We start from the raw sequence: 18,003 nt of genomic DNA, 5'->3' as shown, positions 1-18,003 counted from the left end.
TCGGTGCGCGCACAAGCGCGTCAGTGCCGCTTGCCGCATACCGGGCAGTCGGGCTGGCGCGCGATCTTCATCGTCGTCCATTCCATGCGCAGCGAATCGAGCATCATCAGCCGGCCGTTCAGCGTCGTGCCGATCGCGCCGATCACGCGTAGCGCTTCGGCGGCCTGCATCGCGCCGATGATGCCGACCGTCGGCGCGAACACGCCCATCGTCGCGCACGCGACTTCCTCGAACGGCTGATCCTCCGGAAACACGCACGCGTAGCAGGGCGCGGCCGCATCGCGGAAGTCGAACGTGCTGATCTGCCCGTCGAAGCGCAGCGCGGCGCCCGATACGAGCGGCACGCCGTGCGCGACGCAGGCGCGGTTGATCGCATGGCGCGTCGCGAAGTTGTCGGTGCAGTCGAGCACGACCGTCGCGTTCGGCACGTGCGCGTCGAGCCATGCGTCGTCGACGCGCTGCGCGACCGCCTGCACGACGACGTCCGGGTTCAGCCGCGCGAGCGTGTCGCGTGCCGATTCGACCTTGCTGCGGCCCACCGACGCGGTGGCGTGCAGGATCTGCCGCTGCAGGTTCGTCAGATCGACCGTGTCGGCGTCGACGAGCGTGATCGTGCCGACGCCCGACGCCGCCAGATACATCGCCGCGGGCGAGCCGAGGCCGCCGGCGCCCACGACGATCGCATGCGCGTCGAGAAAGCGCTGCTGCGCCTCGATGCCGATTTCGTCGACGAGGATGTGGCGGGAATAGCGAAGGAGTTGATCGTCGTTCATGGTGTGTCGTCAGCGATGCCGCCGCGCGAGCGGGCGCGGGCGTACCGGTCTATTCTAGGCGCGCATGAAAAACGGGCCATCGCGGTCTTCCCGCGATGGCCCGTCCGATGTCGGCCGACGCTTACTGCGGCGCCGACGCGGGCTTCGGTGCGGCGGCCGGCTTCGCGGCGGCGCCCGATGCCTTGGCTGCCGCAGCCGGCTTGCCCGCCGCGGTCTTCGTGCTCTCGGCGAGCAGCGACTTCGATTCCTGGACCGGCTTGCCTTCGAGCTTGTTGAGCGCCTGCTGCATCATGAAGTCGTCGGCGCTGCCGAACTCGATTGGCTTGCGATCGCGATCCTTCTGGCGCTGCTCCGGCGTCTTCTTGTCGTTCTGCTCCTCGAGGATGCGCAGCTGATCCATGCGGCGCTGCTCGCGCTCTTCCTGTTCCTTCTTCTCGTTCGGATCCTGCGTGTTCGCGAGGTGGTTCGAATAGTCGACTTCGCGCGTGACGAGCACGTCGTCCGGATCGCCGTCGGCGTACTGATCGACCGGCAGATCGGGCGTGATGCCCTTGTTCTGGATCGAACGGCCGCTCGGCGTGTAGTAGTACGCCGTGGTCAGGCGCAGCGCGGTGTCGGCCGTCATCGGGCGGACCGTCTGCACCGAGCCCTTGCCGAACGTCGTCTTGCCCATGATCAGCGCGCGCTTCGAATCCTGCAGCGCGCCGGCGACGATTTCCGACGCGGACGCCGAATACGCGTTCGTCAGCACGACCATCGGCACCGTCTTGAAGATCGGCGGCAGGCTCTTCAGCGGATCGCCGTCGAAGGACGGCAGCCGGTAGTTGTCGTAGGTGTCGCGATAGACCTGCTTCGAATCCGGAATCTGGCCGTTGGTCGACACGACGACGGAGTCGGGCGGCAGGAACGCGCCGGCGACGCCGACCGCGCTCTGCAGCAGGCCGCCGCCGTTGTTGCGCAGGTCGAGGATCAGGCCCTTCAGGTTCGGCTGCTGGCGCGCGATGTCCTGCAGCTTCGCGGCGAGATCGGGCGTCGTGCGCTCCTGGAAGCTCGTGATGCGGATGTACGCGTAACCCGGATCGAGCATCTTCATCTTGACGCTCTGAACCTTGATGATCGCGCGCGTGACCGTGACCGGGAACGTGCGGTCGTCGCTCTTGCGGAAGATCGTCAGCGTGACCTTCGTGCCCGGCTCGCCGCGCATCTGCTTGACGGCCTTGTCGAGCGTCATGCCGCGCACCGGCTTGTCGTTGATGCGCGTGATCAGGTCTCCCGGACGGATGCCGGCGCGGAATGCAGGCGTGTCTTCGATCGGCGAGATCACCTTGACGAGCCCGTCTTCCTGCGAGATCTCGATGCCGAGACCGGCGAAGCGGCCCTTCGTCTGCTCCTGCAGCTCGTCATAGTCGGTCTTGTCGAGGAACGACGAGTGCGGGTCGAGGCTCGACACCATGCCCTTGATCGCCGCCGTCAGCAGCTTCTTGTCGTCGACCGGCTCGACGTACTCGCGCTTGATCTGGCCGAAGACTTCCGCGAACAGGCGGAGCTGGTCGAGGGGAAGCGGCGCCGTGACGGTCTGCTCGGCCGATGCGGAAATCTGCAGCGTGGCGAACACGCCAGTGGCGAGGCCCGCGGCAATCAGGCCGATGTTCTTCAATTTGATTCGCATAGAGAGTCTGGTGCGGTCGGGAAGCGCGTGGCGGTAGCGGGGATGTAGCGGACAAGTATAACTGTTCGTCCGACAGGTCAGGGGGAACGGCGCGAAACGGCTCGGGGCTCGGACGGCTGGCCGGGCAGCTCGCGCCGGCCGCGCGCACGGGTAGCGCGCGCGACGGCTTCGAAAGCGGATTCGACAGCGCGCGGCCCGCGAAGGTTCGCGCGGCCGTGAAACGCCGCGCCGGGGAGGCCGGCGCGACGCGACGGGCGTCAGCCCGCCTTGCCCTGCTTCGCGACCGCGGCCTGCGCCTTCGCGATCGCTTCCTGGTCGCCGAGGTAATAGTGCTTGATCGGCTTCAGGTTCTCGTCGAGTTCGTAGACGAGCGGCACGCCGTTCGGGATGTTCAGGCCGACGATGTCGCTGTCCGAGATGCCGTCGAGGTACTTGATGAGCGCGCGCAGCGAATTGCCGTGCGCGGCGATCAGCACCTGCTTGCCCGCACGGATCGCCGGCGCGATCGACTCGTTCCAGAGCGGCAGCACGCGGGCGACCGTGTCCTTCAGGCACTCGGTGAGCGGCAGCTGCTCGCGCGGCACCTTCGCGTAGCGCGGATCGTTGTACGGCGCGCGCTCGTCGGTCGGCTCGAGCGCGGGCGGCGGCGTGTCGTAGCTGCGGCGCCAGACGAGCACCTGGTCGTCGCCGAACTTCGCGGCCGTTTCGGCCTTGTTCAGGCCCGACAGCGCCCCGTAGTGGCGCTCGTTCAGCCGCCACGAATGGACGACCGGCAGATACATGAGATCCATCCGGTCCTGCACGTGCCACAGCGTGCGGATCGCGCGCTTGAGCACCGACGTGTACGCGATGTCGAACGTGTAGCCGGCTTCCTTGAGCAGTTCGCCGGCCTGGTAGGCCTCGTTGCGACCCTGTTCGGTGAGGTCGACGTCGACCCAGCCGGTGAAGCGGTTTTCCTTGTTCCACGTCGATTCGCCGTGGCGGATGAGAACGAGTTTGTACATGGATCTTGCGGTCGGTAGTGAAGGAAGCGGTGCGCGTCGCGCGGGGCCCGCAGCCGGGTCCGCCATCGCGCAAGACGGTTATTTTATAATGGCGGGATTGCCCTTTTCCGATTTCTCTTTTTTCGGTGGAATTCCGTGACGTTCTTTACCGATTACACGAACCTGGCCCTCATCGCGATCCTGCTCGTCTCCGGCGGCCTGCTCGCGTGGCCCGCGCTGCGCCGCGGCCGCGGCGGGGTGTCGGCTGCCGAGGCGACGCAGCTCATCAACCGCCGCAACGCGGTCGTGATCGACCTGCGCGCGCCGGCCGAATTCGCGGCCGGCCACCTGCCGTCCGCGCGCCAGGTCGCGGCCGGCGAGCTCGGCGCGAAAATTGCGCAAGTCGCGAAGAACAAGAGCACGCCGGTGCTGCTCGTCTGCCAGAACGGCCAGCAGTCGCAGAAGGCCGCGCGCGAAGTGCAGGCGGCGGGCTACGCCGAAGTGCATGTGCTCGACGGCGGCGTCGCCGCCTGGCAGCAGGCCGGCATGCCGGTCGTCAAACAAGGAGTGGCGAAGTGAACAAGGTTCTGATGTACAGCACGCAAGTGTGTCCGTATTGCATGCAGGCCGAGCGCCTGCTGAAACTGCGCGGCGTCGAGCAGATCGAGAAGGTGCTGATCGACCGCGACCCGGCGCGCCGCGAGGAAATGATGGCCCGCACGGGCCGCCGCACGGTGCCGCAGATCTACATCGGCGAGACGCACGTCGGCGGTTACGACGATCTGTCGAAGCTCGACCGCGAAGGCGGCCTCGTGCCGCTTCTGCAAGCGGCCTGATTAGGGCAGAATGGCCGCCGGCTGCGCCGCGGCCCGCGCAGGATCCATCCGGGGCTGCCGGCATGCGCCGTGCGGCCCGTTACCACTTTTAGGGAAACACCATGTCCGACGTCGAAAACCAACCGTTCTTCAATATCCAGCGCGTCTACCTGAAGGATATGTCGCTCGAGCAGCCGAATTCGCCGGCGATCTTCCTCGAGCAGGACATGCCGTCCGTCGAAGTCGAAGTCGACGTGAAGGCCGAGCGCCTGGCGGAGAGCGTGTTCGAAGTCGTCGTGTCGGGTACCGTCACCGCGAAGGTGAAGGACAAGGTCGCGTTCCTGATCGAGGCGAAGCAGGCCGGCATTTTCGACATTCGCAACATCCCGGACGAACAGCTCGACCCGCTCGTCGGCATCGCCTGCCCGACGATCCTGTTCCCGTATCTGCGTTCGAACATCGCCGACGCGATCACGCGTGCGGGCTTCCCGCCGATCCACCTCGCGGAGATCAACTTCCAGGCGCTGTACGAGCAGCGTCTCGCCCAGCTTCAGCAGCAGCAGGCCGGCGCCGCGGGCGCACCGAACGGCACCGCGCTGAACTGACACGCCACGACCGACCGGTGCTGGGTATGAAAGTAGCCGTCCTCGGCGCCGGCGCCTGGGGCACCGCGCTTGCGGGCCATCTGGCCGCGCGGCACGACACGCTTCTCTGGGCGCGCGACGCCGCGCTGATCGCCGGGCTGCAGGCCCGGCACGAAAATTCCCGCTATCTGGACGGCATCGCGCTGCCCGATGCGCTGCGCTACGACGCCGATCTCGGTGCCGCGCTCGCGCACGGCGCCGCGGACGACGCGCTATGCGTGATCGCCGCGCCGGTTGCGGGGCTGCGCACGCTGTGCCGCGCGATGCGCGATGCCGGCTGCGTGCCGGCGCACATCGTGTGGGTGTGCAAGGGCTTCGAGGCCGACACGCATCTGCTGCCGCATCAGGTGATCGCGGCCGAACTGCCCGAGCAGCTCAGCAACGGCGTGCTGTCGGGGCCGAGCTTCGCGCGCGAGGTCGGGCAGGGGCTGCCGGTCGCGCTGACGGTCGCGAGTGCGTCGGCCGCGTGTCGCGACCGCACGCTGGCCGCGTTCCACCACGGCGCGATGCGTATCTATACAGGCGACGACGTGATCGGCGTCGAGGTCGGCGGCGCGGTGAAGAACGTGCTTGCGATCGCGACCGGCATCGCGGACGGCCTCGGTCTCGGGCTGAACGCGCGCGCGGCGCTGATCACGCGCGGCCTCGCCGAAATGTCGCGGCTCGGCGCGGCGCTCGGCGGGCGCACCGAAACCTTCACGGGGCTCACGGGCCTCGGCGATCTGATCCTGACCGCGACCGGCGACCTGTCCCGCAACCGCACGGTCGGGCTGCAGCTGGCCGCCGGGCGCTCGCTGAGCGACATCCTCGGTGCACTCGGCCACGTCGCCGAAGGCGTACGGTGCGCGCAGGCCGTGCTCGCGCTCGCGCGTGCGCAGTCGATCGAAATGCCGATCACCGAAGCCGTCTGCGGCGTGCTGTTCGACGGCGTCGCGCCGCGCGACGCGGTCAGCGGGCTGCTGCGGCGGGACGCGCGCGCCGAGTAATGTCTACGGCGCAACGCGCGCCGACGCGCATTGGCGCACGGCGCGCGAATGCGCACTACGCTTGAACCGTCTTCGGCGTTTTCGGGAGGGTGTCATGCTGCAGATCGGTTCCACCACGCTCGACGCGCAATGCGTCGACATTACGACGCTCGAGGTCGACGCGATCGTCAATGCCGCGAACGGCTCGCTGCTCGGTGGCGGCGGCGTCGACGGCGCCATCCATCGGGCGGCCGGCCCGGGCCTGCTCGCCGAATGCCGCACGCTCGGCGGCTGCGATACCGGCGATGCGAAACTCACGCGCGGACATCGGCTGCCGGCGCGCTACGTGATCCACGCGGTCGGGCCCGTATGGCACGGCGGCGATCGCGGCGAGCCGCGTCTGCTCGCATCGTGCTACCGGCGCGCGATCGAGCTGGCCGACGAAGCGGGCGCCACGTCGATCGCGTTTCCGGCGATCAGCTGCGGGATCTACCGCTATCCGGCCGACCGCGCGGTCGACATCGCGGTCGGCACGGTCGTCGAGATGCTGCCGCAGGCGCCCGGCATCACGCGCGTGATATTCGCGTGCTTTTCTCCCGACATTTACGACCTGTATCGCGCACGGCTCGCACGCGCGTAGCGGCGCCCGCGCGCGCGCCGCGTCATGCGCCGCCTTCGAAGCCGGCCTGGCGCCAAGCTTCGAACACGACCACGGCGACCGTATTCGACAGGTTCATGCTGCGGTTGCCCGGCCGCATCGGCAGCCGCACGCGTTGCTCGGCGGGGAAGCGCTCGAGCAGTTCGGCCGGCAGCCCGCGCGTTTCCGAACCGAACACGAACCAGTCGCCCGGCAGGAACGCGCGATCGTGGAAGCGGCTCGAACCGCGCGTCGTGAACGCGAAGATCCGTGCGGGATCGGGCGATTCGGCCGCGACGAACGCGTCCCAGTCGCGGTGGACGCGCATCTGCGCGTATTCGTGATAGTCGAGCCCCGCGCGGCGCATTTTCGCGTCGTCGAGCGGGAAGCCGAGCGGCTCGATCAGATGCAGGCGCGCGCCCGTATTGGCGCACAGACGGATCACGTTGCCGGTGTTCGGCGGAATTTCGGGAGCGACGAGGACGACGTTGAACATGTTCGGGTTCGGCTGTGCCGTACGGCCCGGGCGCGTACGCCCGCGCCATACGGCCGGTTCATCACGGCCGCCCGCGCGTGAGGCGGGCGGCATTCGTATCTGCAATCCAGTCAATCTCGCGCCGTGCGCAACGCGACCAGATTCGTCACGCGCGCGGCGCCGGCGGCCTTCAGCGCGTGGGCGCTCGCCGCGAGCGTCGCGCCGGACGTCATCACGTCGTCGACGAGCGCGACGTGGCGGCCCGCGACATCGCCGCAGACCGCGAACGCGGCGGCGACATTGTCGCGCCGCGCGCGCCGGTCGAGCCGCGACTGCGGCGCGGTGTCGGCCACACGCACGAGCAGCGCGGCGTCGGCGCGCACGCCGAGCCGCCGCGCGAGCGGCCGCGCGATCGCCCAGGCCTGGTTGTAGCCGCGCCGCACGAGCCGGCTGCGCGACAGCGGCACCGGCGCGACGACGTCGATCGTGCCGGCGCCGGGCGTGTCGTCGATCAGCCGCGCGAGCCGCGCCGCGAATTCCGTGCCGAGCGCGAGCCGTGCATGGAACTTCAGATCGCGCGCGAGCCGGTCGAGCGGCGGCCGATAGTCGGCGAGCGCGAGCGTCGCATCGAACGGCGGCGCCGCATTGCGGCACGCGTCGCACCGATACGCGTGCGCGCCGCGCGAACGCGGCCGTCCGGCACCGAGCGGCATCGCGCAGACGGCGCAGCGCAGCCGCGCTTCGTTCCAGTACGCGGCGTCGCAGGCGGCGCATATCACGGCATGTGACAAATTGCCGCACAGCGCGCAGCGGTTCGGCAGCGCAGCCGCGGCGATGCGCACGGCGAGCTGACCGACCTGCGACAAAACGACGCGCAGCGGATGTGGAACGGAACGGCGGACCATCGCGAACACTCCTTGCGGCCCGGCTTCGCTGAAGCGTGCAGGGCGAGCGAGTATACTTCGGGCTCTTCGCCAGTGTGCCCGACATGTCCCCAGCTTCGACTCCAACCGGCCGTCCGGCCAATGACGCACGGCGCCTGCGGCGGATCTTCGACCGCCGTGCCGCCGCGTTCGACGCGGTCGCGTTCCTGCCGCGCGAGATCGCGCAGCGCATGTGCGAACGCCTCGAATACATCAAGGTGAATCCGACGGCCGTGCTCGACGCGGGTTGCGGCTCGGGCGACGACCTGCCGGCGCTGCGCGCGCGGTTCCCGGAGGCGCCGGTGTTCGGCGTCGACCTGTCGCATGCGATGCTCGCGCGCGCCGCGCAGCGCGAGCTCGAGCAGACGAGCTGGCGCCGCTGGCTGCCTGCATCGCTCGGCCGGGCGCTCGGACAGCGCGGGCCGCGCGTCGCGCAGGCCGATTTCTCGGCGCTGCCGTTCGCGGACGGCGGATTCGAGCTGGTCTGGTCGAATCTCGCGCTCCACTGGCATTCGCGTCCCGACACGGTGTTCCCCGAATGGCAGCGCGTGCTGCGCGTGAACGGCCTGCTGATGTTCAGCACGCTCGGCCCCGACACGCTGCGCGAACTGCGCGCCGCCTGCGCCGACGCGGAAGCGGCGCTCGGCATCGCGCCCGCGGCCGCACGCGTGATCGATTTCGTCGACATGCACGATCTCGGCGACATGCTCGTCGAAAGCGGCTTCGAGATCCCGGTGATGGACCAGGAAGTGCTGACCGTCACGTACAAGTCTGCCGAGTCGCTGCTCGCCGACGTGCGCCGCTGGGGCGCCTATCCGTTTGCGCGCACGGCGCCGCTGCACGCGTCGCGGCGCTTTCGCGACGCGCTCGCGAACGCGCTGGAAGCGCGCCGCCGCGCGGACGGCACGATCCCGCTGACGTTCGAAGTGATCTACGGCCACGCCTGGAAGGCGGTGCCGCGCACGACGCCGGAAGGGCACGGGATCGTGCGTATCGAGGACATCGGAAAGGGGCGTCCGAAGAATCGGTAAGGCGGTAAAGAGGGGTTTTGTTATGTCTGAAATTAGCGGCGCGAAGCGGGGTCGAATTGAGGCCGGAAATGGCCGGAAAGCTTGTCGCGCTTGGCTCGCGGGCCGATAGGCGCTTGCTTGTGGATGCCATTGAACCCGCCTATAATGCGTCAGCTTGTCGTCCCGGGGTCCCCGCAATACGGGGCGGCGAGTCCGATGCAGGCATGCATCGCATGCCATTCGCGTGAGGCGGCGATGGAAGCAGCGAGGGTGTTGGCGGAGACGGCGAATGGCGAACCGGTCCTGAAGGACTGGCTCATGAAGCGCAACTGTTCGGTGTCGCCGCGCCAGTTCGTGCTGTTTTACGCGTCGCTCGCATGCTTCTCGCTGGCGATTGCGGCATTGCTGATGTGGCGTGGGGTATGGCTCGTCATGCCCTTCACCGGAATCGAGTTGCTGGTCGTGGGCGTCGCGTTTGCGATCTACGCCCGCCATGCGGTCGATTACGAGCGCATCAGGCTGTTTCCGCACCGGCTCGTGATCGAGCGGATGGATGCGGAGCGGTTCACGCAGATCGAATTCAACCCGCGCTGGGTGCGGGTCGAACCGGGCGCGACGCCACGCGATCCGATTCGGCTGGTGTCGCGCGGGCAGACCGTCGTAATCGGGCAGCATCTCGCGCAGTACAAGCGTGCGCAGTTCGCCGACGAACTGCGCGTAGCGCTCCGGCGCTGCGGCTGATGAAGCGCTCGCCGGGAGGCAACCGCAGGCGGCTTGCGACGGGGGAGGGTTTGAATGGAAATTTTGGGTAAGGATGCTATGAAAACAATCAAGCGAGCCCTCACGGGCGTGCTGGCATGCAGCGGATTGCTCTTTGCCGGTGCCGCTCTGGCGGTCGGTGACAGCCCGGGCGGCCCCCGCGTCAACGAGATCAACCTGCAGCCGCCCGTCACGAAGATCGCCGAGGAGCTCTACGATCTCCACACGATGATGCTGATCCTCTGTACGGTGATCTTCGTCGGCGTGTTCGGCGTGATGTTCTATTCGATCTTCGCGCACCGCAAATCCAAGGGCCACAAGGCCGCCAATTTCCATGAAAGCACGACCGTCGAAATCATCTGGACGATCGTGCCGTTCATCATCGTCGTGCTGATGGCGCTGCCGGCCACGAAGGCCGTCGTCGCGATGAAGGACACGACCAACGCCGACCTGACGATCAAGGTCACCGGTTATCAGTGGAAGTGGGGTTACGACTACGTGAAGGGCCCGGGCGAGGGCATCAGCTTCCTGTCGACGCTCACGACCCCGCGCGACGAAGTGATGGGCAAGAAGCCGATCACCGAAACCTATCTGCAGGAAGTCGACAACCCGCTCGTCGTGCCGGTCAACAAGAAGATCCGCATCATCACGACCGCGAACGACGTCGTGCACTCGTGGTACGTGCCCGCGTTCGGCGTGAAGCAGGATGCGATTCCGGGCTTCGTGCGCGACACCTGGTTCAAGGCCGACAAGGTCGGCACGTTCCGCGGCTTCTGTACCGAACTGTGCGGCAAGGAGCACGCGTACATGCCGGTCGTCGTCGAAGTGCTGTCGGACGACGACTACGCGAAGTGGGTCAGCGCGCAGAAGGCGAAGCTCGCCGGCGCGGCGGTCGATCCGAACAAGGTCTATACGATGGCCGAACTCGTCTCGCACGGCGAGGACGTCTACAAGGCGAACTGCGCGGCATGCCACCAGGTGAACGGCAAGGGCCTCGGCGCCTTCCCGGCGATGGACGGCAGCCCGATCGTGAACGGCCCGATCGCCGGCCACCTCGAGCGCGTGCTGCACGGCAAGGGCGCGATGCCGTCGTGGGCGTCGCTGTCGGATCTCGACATCGCATCGGTCGTCACGTACGAGCGCAATTCGTGGGGTAACCACAAGAACGATCTGCTGCAGCCGAAGCAAGTGGCCGACGCGCGCAACGGCAAGATGCCGGAAGACACCGCGGGTGGCGCAGCGACCGCATCGGCGCCGGCCGAAGCGGCTTCGGCGCCGGCGCAGGCCGCGTCGGGCGCAGCGCAACAGCCGGCGGCATCGGCTGCGCTGTCGACGATCTACTTCGAGACGGGCAAGAGCGCGCTGCCGGCCGACGCGAAAGCGGCAATCGCCGCAGCGGCCGACTATGCGAACGCGCATCCGGACGCGAAGCTCACGCTGTCGGGCTTCACCGACAAGACGGGCTCGGCCGACGCGAACGCCGAACTGGCCAAGCATCGGGCGCAGGCCGTGCGCGACGCGCTGAAGGCGGCGGGCGTGGCGGAAGACCGCATCATTCTCAAAAAGCCGGAAACGATCACGGGCGGGGCAGACGCGAAGGAAGCCCGGCGGGTCGAGATCGGGCCGGCGGCTTGACGTGTCGCCGAGTTTGTCGACGTATTCGCATTAGGAGATTCTCATGTCTAGCATCGGGCACGACGTAGCCGCGGGCCACGCGCACGACGACCACGCGCACGAAACGCCGCACGGCTGGCGGCGCTGGCTGTTCGCCACTAACCACAAGGACATCGGTACGCTGTACCTGCTGTTCTCGTTCATCATGTTCCTGTCGGGCGGCGTGATGGCGCTCGGCATCCGTGCCGAGCTGTTCCAGCCCGGCCTGCAGATCATGCGTCCGGAGTTCTTCAACGAACTCACGACGATGCACGGCCTGATCATGGTGTTCGGCGCGATCATGCCGGCGTTCGTCGGCTTCGCGAACTGGATGATTCCGCTGCAGATCGGCGCATCCGACATGGCGTTCGCGCGGATGAACAACTTCAGCTTCTGGCTGCTGCCGGTCGCGGCGGTGCTGCTGGTCGGCTCGTTCTTCGCGCCGGGCGGCGCGACGGCCGCGGGCTGGACGCTCTACGCGCCGCTGTCGACGCAGATGGGCCCGGGCATGGACTTCGCGATCTTCGCGGTGCACATCATGGGCGCGTCGTCGATCATGGGCGGCATCAACATCGTCGTGACGATCCTGAACATGCGCGCGCCGGGCATGACGCTGATGAAGATGCCGATGTTCGCATGGACCTGGCTGATCACCGCGTACCTGCTGATCGCCGTGATGCCGGTTCTGGCGGGCGCGATCACGATGGTGCTGTTCGACCGTCACTTCGGCACGTCGTTCTTCAACGCGGCAGGCGGCGGCGACCCGGTCATGTACCAGCACATCTTCTGGTTCTTCGGCCACCCCGAGGTGTACATCATGATTCTGCCGGCGTTCGGGATCGTGTCGCAGGTGATCCCGGCGTTCTCGCGCAAGACGCTGTTCGGCTATAGCTCGATGGTGTACGCGACGGCCTCGATCGCGATCCTGTCGTTCATGGTCTGGGCGCACCACATGTTCGCGACCGGCATGCCGGTCACCGGCCAGCTGTTCTTCATGTACGCGACGATGCTGATCGCGGTGCCGACCGGCGTGAAGGTGTTCAACTGGCTCGCGACGATGTGGCGCGGTTCGATGACGTTCGAAACGCCGATGCTGTTCGCGATCGGCTTCCTGTTCGTGTTCACGTTCGGCGGCCTGACGGGCCTGATGCTCGCGATGGCGCCGCTCGACATCCAGTATCACGGCACCTACTTCGTGGTCGCGCACTTCCACTACGTGCTGGTCGCGGGTTCGCTGTTCGCGCTGTTCTCGGGCTGGTACTACTGGTCGCCGAAGTGGACGGGCTGGATGTACAACGAGACGCGCGGCAAGATCCACTTCTGGGCGTCGATGATCTTCTTCAACCTGACGTTCTTCCCGATGCACTTCGTCGGTCTCGCGGGCATGCCGCGCCGCTATGCGGACTACCCGGCGCAGTTCACGGACTTCAACCAGGTCGCGACGATCGGCGCATTCGGCTTCGGCCTCGCGCAGGTGTACTTCCTGTTCGCGGTCGTGCTGCCGGCCTACCGTGGCGGCGGCGAGCTGGAGAAGGCGTCGGACAAGCCGTGGGACGGCGCGACCGGCCTCGAATGGACGGTGCCGAGCCCGGCTCCGTTCCACACGTTCGAGCAACCGCCGCACGTCGAATAAGTTTCACCGCGCGTTCCGCCGCTGCCTGCCGCGCAGGCAGGCGCGGCGGACGCCCGAACCGAAGTATCAGATGACCCGGAATCCACAACAAAGACGTACGCCCGAGCAGATCCGCGCGGGCAACAAGCGGCTCGGCCTGATCCTGCTCGTGATCGTCGCCGTCTTTTTTGTGGGTGTCGTGATCAAGCAGTGGTGGCTGTCCACTCACTGACGCAGAAACCGATGCAGTAGCGAGGAAGTTGTCGTATGTCGAAGCCGGAAGCGGGCGCCGCCGATCGCGCGTTCAACCGTTCGATGCTGGTGAAGCTGTTCGTCGTCGCCGCGCTGATGTTCGGGTTCGGCTTCGCACTGATTCCGATGTATCGCGCGATCTGCCAGATCACGGGCATCAACAATCTGTTGCAGCGCGACGTCAGCGAGCGCGAGGCGAAGAATACGCAGGTCGACACGAGCCGGACGGTGTCGGTCGAGTTCGACGCGAATGCACGCGGGCCGCTCGGCTTCAAGCCCGAGCACAACAGCCTCGACGTGCATCCGGGCGAGCTGACGACGATCGTGTACGACGTGACGAACGGGCAGAGCCGGCCGGTCGTCGCGCAGGCGATTCCGAGCTACGCGCCGAAGCAGGCGACGGAGTTCTTCAAGAAGATCGAGTGCTTTTGCTTCACGCAGCAGACGCTGGCCGCGAACGAGTCGCGCAAGATGCCGGTGGTGTTCGTGATCGATCCGAAGTTGCCGAAGGACGTGAAGACGATCACCTTGTCGTACACGTTCTTCGAACTGAATACGCCGGCAGTCGCAGCGCCGGCCGCGCCCGGAACGTCCGCGCAGCGTGCGGCGGCGAAGCCGGATGCATGACGACGGAGGCGGGACGATGACGGAGCCCACGCGCAGCGGCGGGTTCGGCCAGGCGCTCAGAGCGGTGCTGTGGTCGTTTTTCGGCGTGCGCAAGCGGCGCGATCTCGAAGCCGACGCGACGCAGCTCAATCCGCTGCACGTGCTGATCGTCGCGCTGCTCGCCGCGGCCGCGTTCATCGGCGTGCTGATCCTGATCGTGCGCGCGGTGGTCGGCTGACGGACGGAACAATGCAATGCGCGGTGCCACGGCGCCGCGTGCAGGAAAGAGCGGCGGCGGTCGCGCCGCGCAAGAAATAAAGCCGGAGCGGTTTCCGGTACACAAATTGGACTGAAGTGGAGAATCAAGCATGAGCGGTCAAAACCAGACCCCGTACTATTTCGTGCCGCATCCGTCGCAGCATCCGATCAGCGCGGCCGTCGGCCTGCTGGTCATGCTCGGGTCGGTGGCGCTGTGGATCAACGGTCATGACTGGGCACCGTACACGGCGCTGCTCGGCCTGCTGTGGCTGCTCTTCACGCTGTACCACTGGTTCGGCGATTCGATCGCCGAGTCCGAAGGCGGGCACTACGGCAAGAACGTCGACAAGTCGTACCGCTGGAGCATGAGCTGGTTCATCTTCTCGGAAGTCATGTTCTTCGGCGCGTTCTTCGGCGCGCTGTTCTATGCACGCGAAATCGCGCTGCATCAGCTCGGCAGCCTCGACTACAAGCTGATCTGGCCGGATTTCTCCGCCGTGTGGCCGAACGAAGGGCCGGCCGCGCTCGCCGGTCACTTCAAGACGATGGGCCCGTGGCCGATCCCGACGCTGAACACCGCGCTGCTGCTGTCGTCGGGCGCGACGCTGACGGTGTCGCACCACGCGCTGCGCGACGATCACCGCAAGAAGGCGATCGCGTGGCTCGCGGCAACGCTCGTGCTCGGCGTCTGCTTCCTGTTTCTGCAGGGCTTCGAGTACTTCCACGCGTACAACGAACTGAACCTGACGCTCGGCTCGGGCATCTACGGCTCGACGTTCTTCCTGCTGACGGGCTTCCACGGCTTCCACGTGTTCCTCGGCGGCACGATGCTCGCGGTCGTGCTGGTGCGGATGATCCGCGGCCACTTCAAGCCCGATCACCACTTCGCGTTCGAAGGCGCCGCGTGGTACTGGCACTTCGTCGACGTCGTCTGGCTCGGCCTGTACGTCGTCGTCTACTGGCTGTAAATGGACGAACGGCCCGCGCAGCGATGCGCGGGCCGTTTTCATTGGTGCGGACGGGGCAGCGGCTGGCTGCCGGCGACCAGCACCGCCCCGGCGCCGCCGCGACTCAGTCAGGCGGCGCTTTTGCTTGGCGGCGCGGCGGTGCGGCGAAATGCCACAGCGGCCGCGCGGCATCAACGTCCGATCGGCAGCCCGGTCGAATGGATCCAGCCCATCCAGTTCGCGAACAGGATGAACAGGAACAGCGAGATCGACAGCCCGACGCGGGTGGCAAGCGACCAGACCATGCGCTTCGTATGGCCGCGGTCGTGCATCATGAAATAGAGCGCCGAGCCCATGCTGGCAATGATGAGGACGAAGGCGATGGGAACGAGTATGTGCATGACACGAACCGGACGACGGCAATTCGAAAGGAAGAGGATAATTATCGCACTTCGCTTTTGCGCGTGCGCCCCGCGGGCGGTGCGATGAAGATCCGCTGGCTGCCTGCGCTGCTGATTCTCGCCGTCGTCGCGGTCACGATCCGGCTCGGCTTCTGGCAGCGCGACCGCGCACACCAGAAGGAAGCGCTGCAGGCGAACATCGTGCGCTACGAGCACGCGGCGCCCGTCGACATCGGCGCGCAGCCGATTCCGCTCGCGGCGATCGAGTTTCACCGCGTCCGCGCGAAGGGCCGCTTCATCCCCGAGCAAGCGGTGTTCCTCGACAATCGGCCGTATAACGACCAGCCGGGTTTTTACGTCGTGATGCCGTTTAAACTCACGGGCGGCGGCTACGTGCTGGTCAACCGCGGCTGGCTGCCGCGCAACATCGCGGATCGCACCGCGATCGAGCCGTTCGCCACGCCGGTCGGCGACATCGAGATCGAAGGCATCGCGCGCGCCGACGCAACGCGCGCGTTCGAGCTCGGCGAAGGCGGTTCCGCGCCGCATCAGAAGATCCGGCAGAACCTGGACGTCGCCGCGTATGCGAAGGAAACGGGGCTGCCGCTGCAGCCGTTCGTGATCCAGCAGACGAGCGACGACGGCGACAAGCTCGTGCGCGACTGGCCGGCGGCGACGACCGGCGTCGAGCGCAATTACGGTTACATGTTTCAGTGGTGGGGCATGGCGGCGGCCGCGCTCGGTTTCGGCCTGTACGCGGCGCGGCGTGCGGCGAAGAAATCGGCCGGCGCGTGAGCGCGATGCCCCAACGCGGCGCCTGCGCCGCGCGTTCGTTTCGAGAGGTCTGATTTGTCGATCCAATCTTCCCGTCGGGATCCGGCGGCGACGCCGGTTTCGCCGGCGGCCCGCAAGCGCGGCCGCTGGATGCTCGTGCTGCTCGGGCTCGTCTGTGCGGCGCCGATGCTCGCGTCCTACTTCACCTACTACGTGATCAAGCCGAAGGGCGGCTCGACCAACTACGGCACGCTGATCGAGCCGCAGCGGCCGATTCCGGCGAACCTCGTCGTGACCGACGAGGCCGGCAAGCAGGTGCCGCTGGCATCGCTGCGCGGCGTGTGGCTGTTCGTGATGACCGATCGCAGCGCCTGCGACGAAGCGTGCGTGAAGAAGCTCTATTTCATGCGGCAGATCCGCGTCACGCAGGCGGGCGAGCGGCACCGGATCACGATGGTGTGGCTGCGCAGCGATGCGGGCGCGGTCCCGCAGAAGGTGCTCGAGGCCTATCCGGATACGCGGCGCCTCGTCGCCGATCCGGCCGCGGTCGCCGCGTGGCTGCCGGCCGATAGCGGCACGCAGGATACCGACCATCTGTACCTGGTCGACCCGAACGGCAATCTGATGATGCGTTTCCCGAAAGACCCGAACCCCAGCAAGATCAAGACGGACGTCACGAAGCTGCTGAAGTGGTCGAGCATCGGTTAACTCGACACGACGAGGCACCATGTCCTATTTGCTGCAACTCGGCCTGATCGGCATCTGCATCGCGCTGCTGCCGCTGTCGTACGTATGGGTGAAGGCCGACGACGACAAGTTCCGCAAGCTCGTGTGGGTCACGACCTTCCTGACGCTCGACCTCGTGATGTTCGGCGGCTTCACGCGGCTGACCGATTCGGGCCTCGGCTGCCCGGACTGGCCCGGCTGCTACGGCACGTCGTCGCCGTTCATCGCGCATGCGGCGATCACGGCCGCGCACCAGGCGATGCCGACCGGCCCCGTCAGCATGACGAAGGCGTGGATCGAGATGATCCACCGCTATTTCGCGATGGCGATCGGCGTGCTGATCATCGCGCAGGTCGTGATCGCGTGGTCGGCGAAGCTGCGCCGCCGGCCGCTGCACGTGTCGCCGTGGTGGCCGACGAGCCTGCTGCTGCTGATCGTCGTGCAGGGCATCTTCGGGGCGTGGACGGTCACGATGAAGCTGCAGCCGGTGATCGTCACGACGCACCTGCTGCTCGGGCTCACGCTGCTCGGCACGCTCGGCTGGCTCGCCGCGCGCCAGACGCCGCTGCCCGCGCACGACCCGGAAGCCGGCCGCTATCGCGCGGCCGCGCTCGCGGCGCTCGTGCTGCTCGTCGTGCAGATCGCGCTCGGCGGCTGGGTCAGCACGAACTACGCGGTGCTCGCCTGCACCGACTTCCCGACCTGCAACGGCCAGTGGATTCCGCCGATGAACTTCGAGCAGGGCTTCCATCTGTGGCGCGCGCTCGGGATGACGCGCGACGGCGAGGCGATCACGCAGGACGCGCTCGTCGCGATTCACTGGACGCACCGGACGTTCGCGTTCGTCGTCGTCGCGTATCTGATCGCGTTCGCGCTGAAGATGCGCCGCTTCGAGTCGCTGCGGCGGCCCGCGAACGGCGTGCTGCTGGTCGTCGTGCTGCAGTTCGTGACCGGCCTGACCAACATCGTGCTGCAGTGGCCGCTGCCGGTCGCGGTCGCGCACAACGGCGGCGCCGCGATCCTGCTGCTGCTCGTCGTCATGTTAAACTTTCGCATCCTTTCAAGCCGCCCCGGCCGTGTCGTGCAGCCTGCGCGCGACGCCGCCGCGGCGTGACCGTCCC

General features: G+C 67.2%; 22 protein-coding genes. 16 read left to right on the top strand and 6 right to left on the bottom strand.

The window, feature by feature from the left end:
• Positions 1 to 20: 20 nt before the first annotated feature.
• The 3 genes from ACSHSS_RS04165 to gpmA form a co-directional block, all read right to left on the bottom strand.
• The gene (locus tag ACSHSS_RS04165; RefSeq protein WP_105789256.1) at positions 21 to 773 is read right to left on the bottom strand and encodes a HesA/MoeB/ThiF family protein; all 753 of its coding nucleotides are present in this window, start codon (positions 771 to 773) and stop codon (positions 21 to 23) included.
• Positions 774 to 894: 121 nt separating this feature from the next.
• Positions 895 to 2,442 carry a S41 family peptidase gene (locus ACSHSS_RS04160; protein ID WP_006415073.1) on the bottom strand — a complete coding sequence of 516 codons (1,548 nt, stop codon included), beginning with the start codon at positions 2,440 to 2,442 and terminating at the stop codon, positions 895 to 897.
• 257 nt (positions 2,443 to 2,699) lie between these two features.
• Positions 2,700 to 3,446 carry a 2,3-diphosphoglycerate-dependent phosphoglycerate mutase gene (gene gpmA, locus ACSHSS_RS04155; protein WP_006398185.1) on the bottom strand — a complete coding sequence of 249 codons (747 nt, stop codon included), beginning with the start codon at positions 3,444 to 3,446 and terminating at the stop codon, positions 2,700 to 2,702.
• Between the two features lie 135 nt (positions 3,447 to 3,581).
• Between gpmA and ACSHSS_RS04150 the strand changes: the two genes are divergently transcribed.
• The 5 genes from ACSHSS_RS04150 (at position 3,582) to ACSHSS_RS04130 (ending at position 6,489) form a co-directional block, all read left to right on the top strand.
• On the top strand, positions 3,582 to 4,004 hold the full coding sequence (locus ACSHSS_RS04150; RefSeq protein WP_006398187.1) for a rhodanese-like domain-containing protein: 423 nt from the start codon (positions 3,582 to 3,584) through the stop codon (positions 4,002 to 4,004).
• Positions 4,001 to 4,261, top strand: a complete 261-nt coding sequence (grxC, locus tag ACSHSS_RS04145) for a glutaredoxin 3 (RefSeq protein ID WP_006398188.1) — start codon at positions 4,001 to 4,003, stop codon at positions 4,259 to 4,261. Before ACSHSS_RS04150 ends, grxC begins: the two co-directional genes overlap by 4 nt.
• A gap of 101 nt (positions 4,262 to 4,362) precedes the next feature.
• On the top strand, positions 4,363 to 4,845 hold the full coding sequence (gene secB, locus ACSHSS_RS04140) for a protein-export chaperone SecB (RefSeq protein ID WP_006398189.1): 483 nt from the start codon (positions 4,363 to 4,365) through the stop codon (positions 4,843 to 4,845).
• 26 nt (positions 4,846 to 4,871) lie between these two features.
• Positions 4,872 to 5,870 (top strand): NAD(P)H-dependent glycerol-3-phosphate dehydrogenase, encoded by a 999-nt coding sequence (locus ACSHSS_RS04135; RefSeq protein ID WP_006398190.1) that lies wholly within the window; start codon positions 4,872 to 4,874, stop codon positions 5,868 to 5,870.
• A gap of 94 nt (positions 5,871 to 5,964) precedes the next feature.
• Positions 5,965 to 6,489: an O-acetyl-ADP-ribose deacetylase gene (locus ACSHSS_RS04130; RefSeq protein WP_006398191.1), complete on the top strand. Its 525-nt coding sequence runs from the start codon at positions 5,965 to 5,967 to the stop codon at positions 6,487 to 6,489.
• Positions 6,490 to 6,511: 22 nt separating this feature from the next.
• Here the strand turns inward: ACSHSS_RS04130 and trmL are convergent, their stop codons facing one another.
• Together trmL and ACSHSS_RS04120 are read right to left on the bottom strand one after the other, a co-directional pair.
• Entirely contained in the window at positions 6,512 to 6,982 is a 471-nt protein-coding gene (gene trmL / locus ACSHSS_RS04125; RefSeq protein WP_006398192.1) for a tRNA (uridine(34)/cytosine(34)/5-carboxymethylaminomethyluridine(34)-2'-O)-methyltransferase TrmL, read from the bottom strand.
• Between the two features lie 110 nt (positions 6,983 to 7,092).
• A complete protein-coding gene (locus tag ACSHSS_RS04120; RefSeq protein ID WP_217060169.1) occupies positions 7,093 to 7,866 on the bottom strand; it encodes a ComF family protein in 774 nt (257 codons plus the stop codon).
• Between the two features lie 83 nt (positions 7,867 to 7,949).
• Between ACSHSS_RS04120 and ACSHSS_RS04115 the strand changes: the two genes are divergently transcribed.
• The 8 genes from ACSHSS_RS04115 to ACSHSS_RS04080 all read left to right on the top strand — a co-directional run bounded on the left by ACSHSS_RS04115 (position 7,950) and on the right by ACSHSS_RS04080 (position 15,002).
• Positions 7,950 to 8,915 carry a methyltransferase domain-containing protein gene (locus ACSHSS_RS04115; protein ID WP_105781998.1) on the top strand — a complete coding sequence of 322 codons (966 nt, stop codon included), beginning with the start codon at positions 7,950 to 7,952 and terminating at the stop codon, positions 8,913 to 8,915.
• 195 nt (positions 8,916 to 9,110) lie between these two features.
• Positions 9,111 to 9,635 carry a DUF2244 domain-containing protein gene (locus ACSHSS_RS04110; RefSeq protein WP_012467715.1) on the top strand — a complete coding sequence of 175 codons (525 nt, stop codon included), beginning with the start codon at positions 9,111 to 9,113 and terminating at the stop codon, positions 9,633 to 9,635.
• A gap of 54 nt (positions 9,636 to 9,689) precedes the next feature.
• Positions 9,690 to 11,288: a cytochrome c oxidase subunit II gene (coxB, locus tag ACSHSS_RS04105; RefSeq protein ID WP_105840917.1), complete on the top strand. Its 1,599-nt coding sequence runs from the start codon at positions 9,690 to 9,692 to the stop codon at positions 11,286 to 11,288.
• Positions 11,289 to 11,331: 43 nt separating this feature from the next.
• On the top strand, positions 11,332 to 12,939 hold the full coding sequence (gene ctaD / locus ACSHSS_RS04100) for a cytochrome c oxidase subunit I (RefSeq protein ID WP_006398198.1): 1,608 nt from the start codon (positions 11,332 to 11,334) through the stop codon (positions 12,937 to 12,939).
• A 70-nt stretch (positions 12,940 to 13,009) separates the two neighbouring features.
• Positions 13,010 to 13,150 carry a cytochrome oxidase small assembly protein gene (locus ACSHSS_RS04095; protein ID WP_006398199.1) on the top strand — a complete coding sequence of 47 codons (141 nt, stop codon included), beginning with the start codon at positions 13,010 to 13,012 and terminating at the stop codon, positions 13,148 to 13,150.
• A 35-nt stretch (positions 13,151 to 13,185) separates the two neighbouring features.
• The gene (locus ACSHSS_RS04090; RefSeq protein ID WP_261512180.1) at positions 13,186 to 13,797 is read left to right on the top strand and encodes a cytochrome c oxidase assembly protein; all 612 of its coding nucleotides are present in this window, start codon (positions 13,186 to 13,188) and stop codon (positions 13,795 to 13,797) included.
• A gap of 16 nt (positions 13,798 to 13,813) precedes the next feature.
• Positions 13,814 to 14,014, top strand: a complete 201-nt coding sequence (locus ACSHSS_RS04085) for a DUF2970 domain-containing protein (protein ID WP_006398201.1) — start codon at positions 13,814 to 13,816, stop codon at positions 14,012 to 14,014.
• 130 nt (positions 14,015 to 14,144) lie between these two features.
• A complete protein-coding gene (locus ACSHSS_RS04080; protein ID WP_006398202.1) occupies positions 14,145 to 15,002 on the top strand; it encodes a cytochrome c oxidase subunit 3 in 858 nt (285 codons plus the stop codon).
• A 170-nt stretch (positions 15,003 to 15,172) separates the two neighbouring features.
• Here ACSHSS_RS04080 and ACSHSS_RS04075 read toward each other — a convergent pair whose 3' ends face one another.
• Entirely contained in the window at positions 15,173 to 15,382 is a 210-nt protein-coding gene (locus tag ACSHSS_RS04075) for a twin transmembrane helix small protein (RefSeq protein ID WP_006763330.1), read from the bottom strand.
• A gap of 84 nt (positions 15,383 to 15,466) precedes the next feature.
• Here ACSHSS_RS04075 and ACSHSS_RS04070 point away from each other — a divergent pair, with 84 nt between their 5' ends.
• Genes ACSHSS_RS04070 through ACSHSS_RS04060 form a run of 3 tightly spaced genes read left to right on the top strand, consistent with a single transcriptional unit; the run spans position 15,467 to position 17,996 of the window.
• Entirely contained in the window at positions 15,467 to 16,177 is a 711-nt protein-coding gene (locus tag ACSHSS_RS04070; protein WP_261512181.1) for an SURF1 family protein, read from the top strand.
• A 60-nt stretch (positions 16,178 to 16,237) separates the two neighbouring features.
• Positions 16,238 to 16,864 (top strand): SCO family protein, encoded by a 627-nt coding sequence (locus ACSHSS_RS04065; RefSeq protein ID WP_253604457.1) that lies wholly within the window; start codon positions 16,238 to 16,240, stop codon positions 16,862 to 16,864.
• Between the two features lie 19 nt (positions 16,865 to 16,883).
• The gene (locus tag ACSHSS_RS04060; protein ID WP_006398206.1) at positions 16,884 to 17,996 is read left to right on the top strand and encodes a COX15/CtaA family protein; all 1,113 of its coding nucleotides are present in this window, start codon (positions 16,884 to 16,886) and stop codon (positions 17,994 to 17,996) included.
• The last annotated feature ends 7 nt before the right edge of the window (positions 17,997 to 18,003 follow it).

The sequence above is a fragment of the Burkholderia sp. BC1 genome, from assembly GCF_052683555.1.
This window is presented reverse-complemented; position numbering and strand designations above follow the sequence as displayed.

What these genes read in the sequence shown, in the direction of transcription:
- ACSHSS_RS04165 (WP_105789256.1), bottom strand. Translation starts at nt 773, where the DNA reads ATGAACGACGATCAACTCCTTCGCTATTCCCGCCACATCCTCGTCGAC.
- ACSHSS_RS04160 (WP_006415073.1), bottom strand. Translation starts at nt 2,442, where the DNA reads ATGCGAATCAAATTGAAGAACATCGGCCTGATTGCCGCGGGCCTCGCC.
- gpmA (WP_006398185.1), bottom strand. Translation starts at nt 3,446, where the DNA reads ATGTACAAACTCGTTCTCATCCGCCACGGCGAATCGACGTGGAACAAG.
- secB (WP_006398189.1), top strand. Translation starts at nt 4,363, where the DNA reads ATGTCCGACGTCGAAAACCAACCGTTCTTCAATATCCAGCGCGTCTAC.
- ACSHSS_RS04135 (WP_006398190.1), top strand. Translation starts at nt 4,872, where the DNA reads ATGAAAGTAGCCGTCCTCGGCGCCGGCGCCTGGGGCACCGCGCTTGCG.
- ACSHSS_RS04130 (WP_006398191.1), top strand. Translation starts at nt 5,965, where the DNA reads ATGCTGCAGATCGGTTCCACCACGCTCGACGCGCAATGCGTCGACATT.
- trmL (WP_006398192.1), bottom strand. Translation starts at nt 6,982, where the DNA reads ATGTTCAACGTCGTCCTCGTCGCTCCCGAAATTCCGCCGAACACCGGC.
- ACSHSS_RS04120 (WP_217060169.1), bottom strand. Translation starts at nt 7,866, where the DNA reads ATGGTCCGCCGTTCCGTTCCACATCCGCTGCGCGTCGTTTTGTCGCAG.
- ACSHSS_RS04115 (WP_105781998.1), top strand. Translation starts at nt 7,950, where the DNA reads ATGTCCCCAGCTTCGACTCCAACCGGCCGTCCGGCCAATGACGCACGG.
- ACSHSS_RS04110 (WP_012467715.1), top strand. Translation starts at nt 9,111, where the DNA reads ATGCAGGCATGCATCGCATGCCATTCGCGTGAGGCGGCGATGGAAGCA.
- coxB (WP_105840917.1), top strand. Translation starts at nt 9,690, where the DNA reads ATGGAAATTTTGGGTAAGGATGCTATGAAAACAATCAAGCGAGCCCTC.
- ctaD (WP_006398198.1), top strand. Translation starts at nt 11,332, where the DNA reads ATGTCTAGCATCGGGCACGACGTAGCCGCGGGCCACGCGCACGACGAC.
- ACSHSS_RS04095 (WP_006398199.1), top strand. Translation starts at nt 13,010, where the DNA reads ATGACCCGGAATCCACAACAAAGACGTACGCCCGAGCAGATCCGCGCG.
- ACSHSS_RS04090 (WP_261512180.1), top strand. Translation starts at nt 13,186, where the DNA reads ATGTCGAAGCCGGAAGCGGGCGCCGCCGATCGCGCGTTCAACCGTTCG.
- ACSHSS_RS04085 (WP_006398201.1), top strand. Translation starts at nt 13,814, where the DNA reads ATGACGGAGCCCACGCGCAGCGGCGGGTTCGGCCAGGCGCTCAGAGCG.
- ACSHSS_RS04080 (WP_006398202.1), top strand. Translation starts at nt 14,145, where the DNA reads ATGAGCGGTCAAAACCAGACCCCGTACTATTTCGTGCCGCATCCGTCG.
- ACSHSS_RS04075 (WP_006763330.1), bottom strand. Translation starts at nt 15,382, where the DNA reads ATGCACATACTCGTTCCCATCGCCTTCGTCCTCATCATTGCCAGCATG.
- ACSHSS_RS04070 (WP_261512181.1), top strand. Translation starts at nt 15,467, where the DNA reads ATGAAGATCCGCTGGCTGCCTGCGCTGCTGATTCTCGCCGTCGTCGCG.
- ACSHSS_RS04060 (WP_006398206.1), top strand. Translation starts at nt 16,884, where the DNA reads ATGTCCTATTTGCTGCAACTCGGCCTGATCGGCATCTGCATCGCGCTG.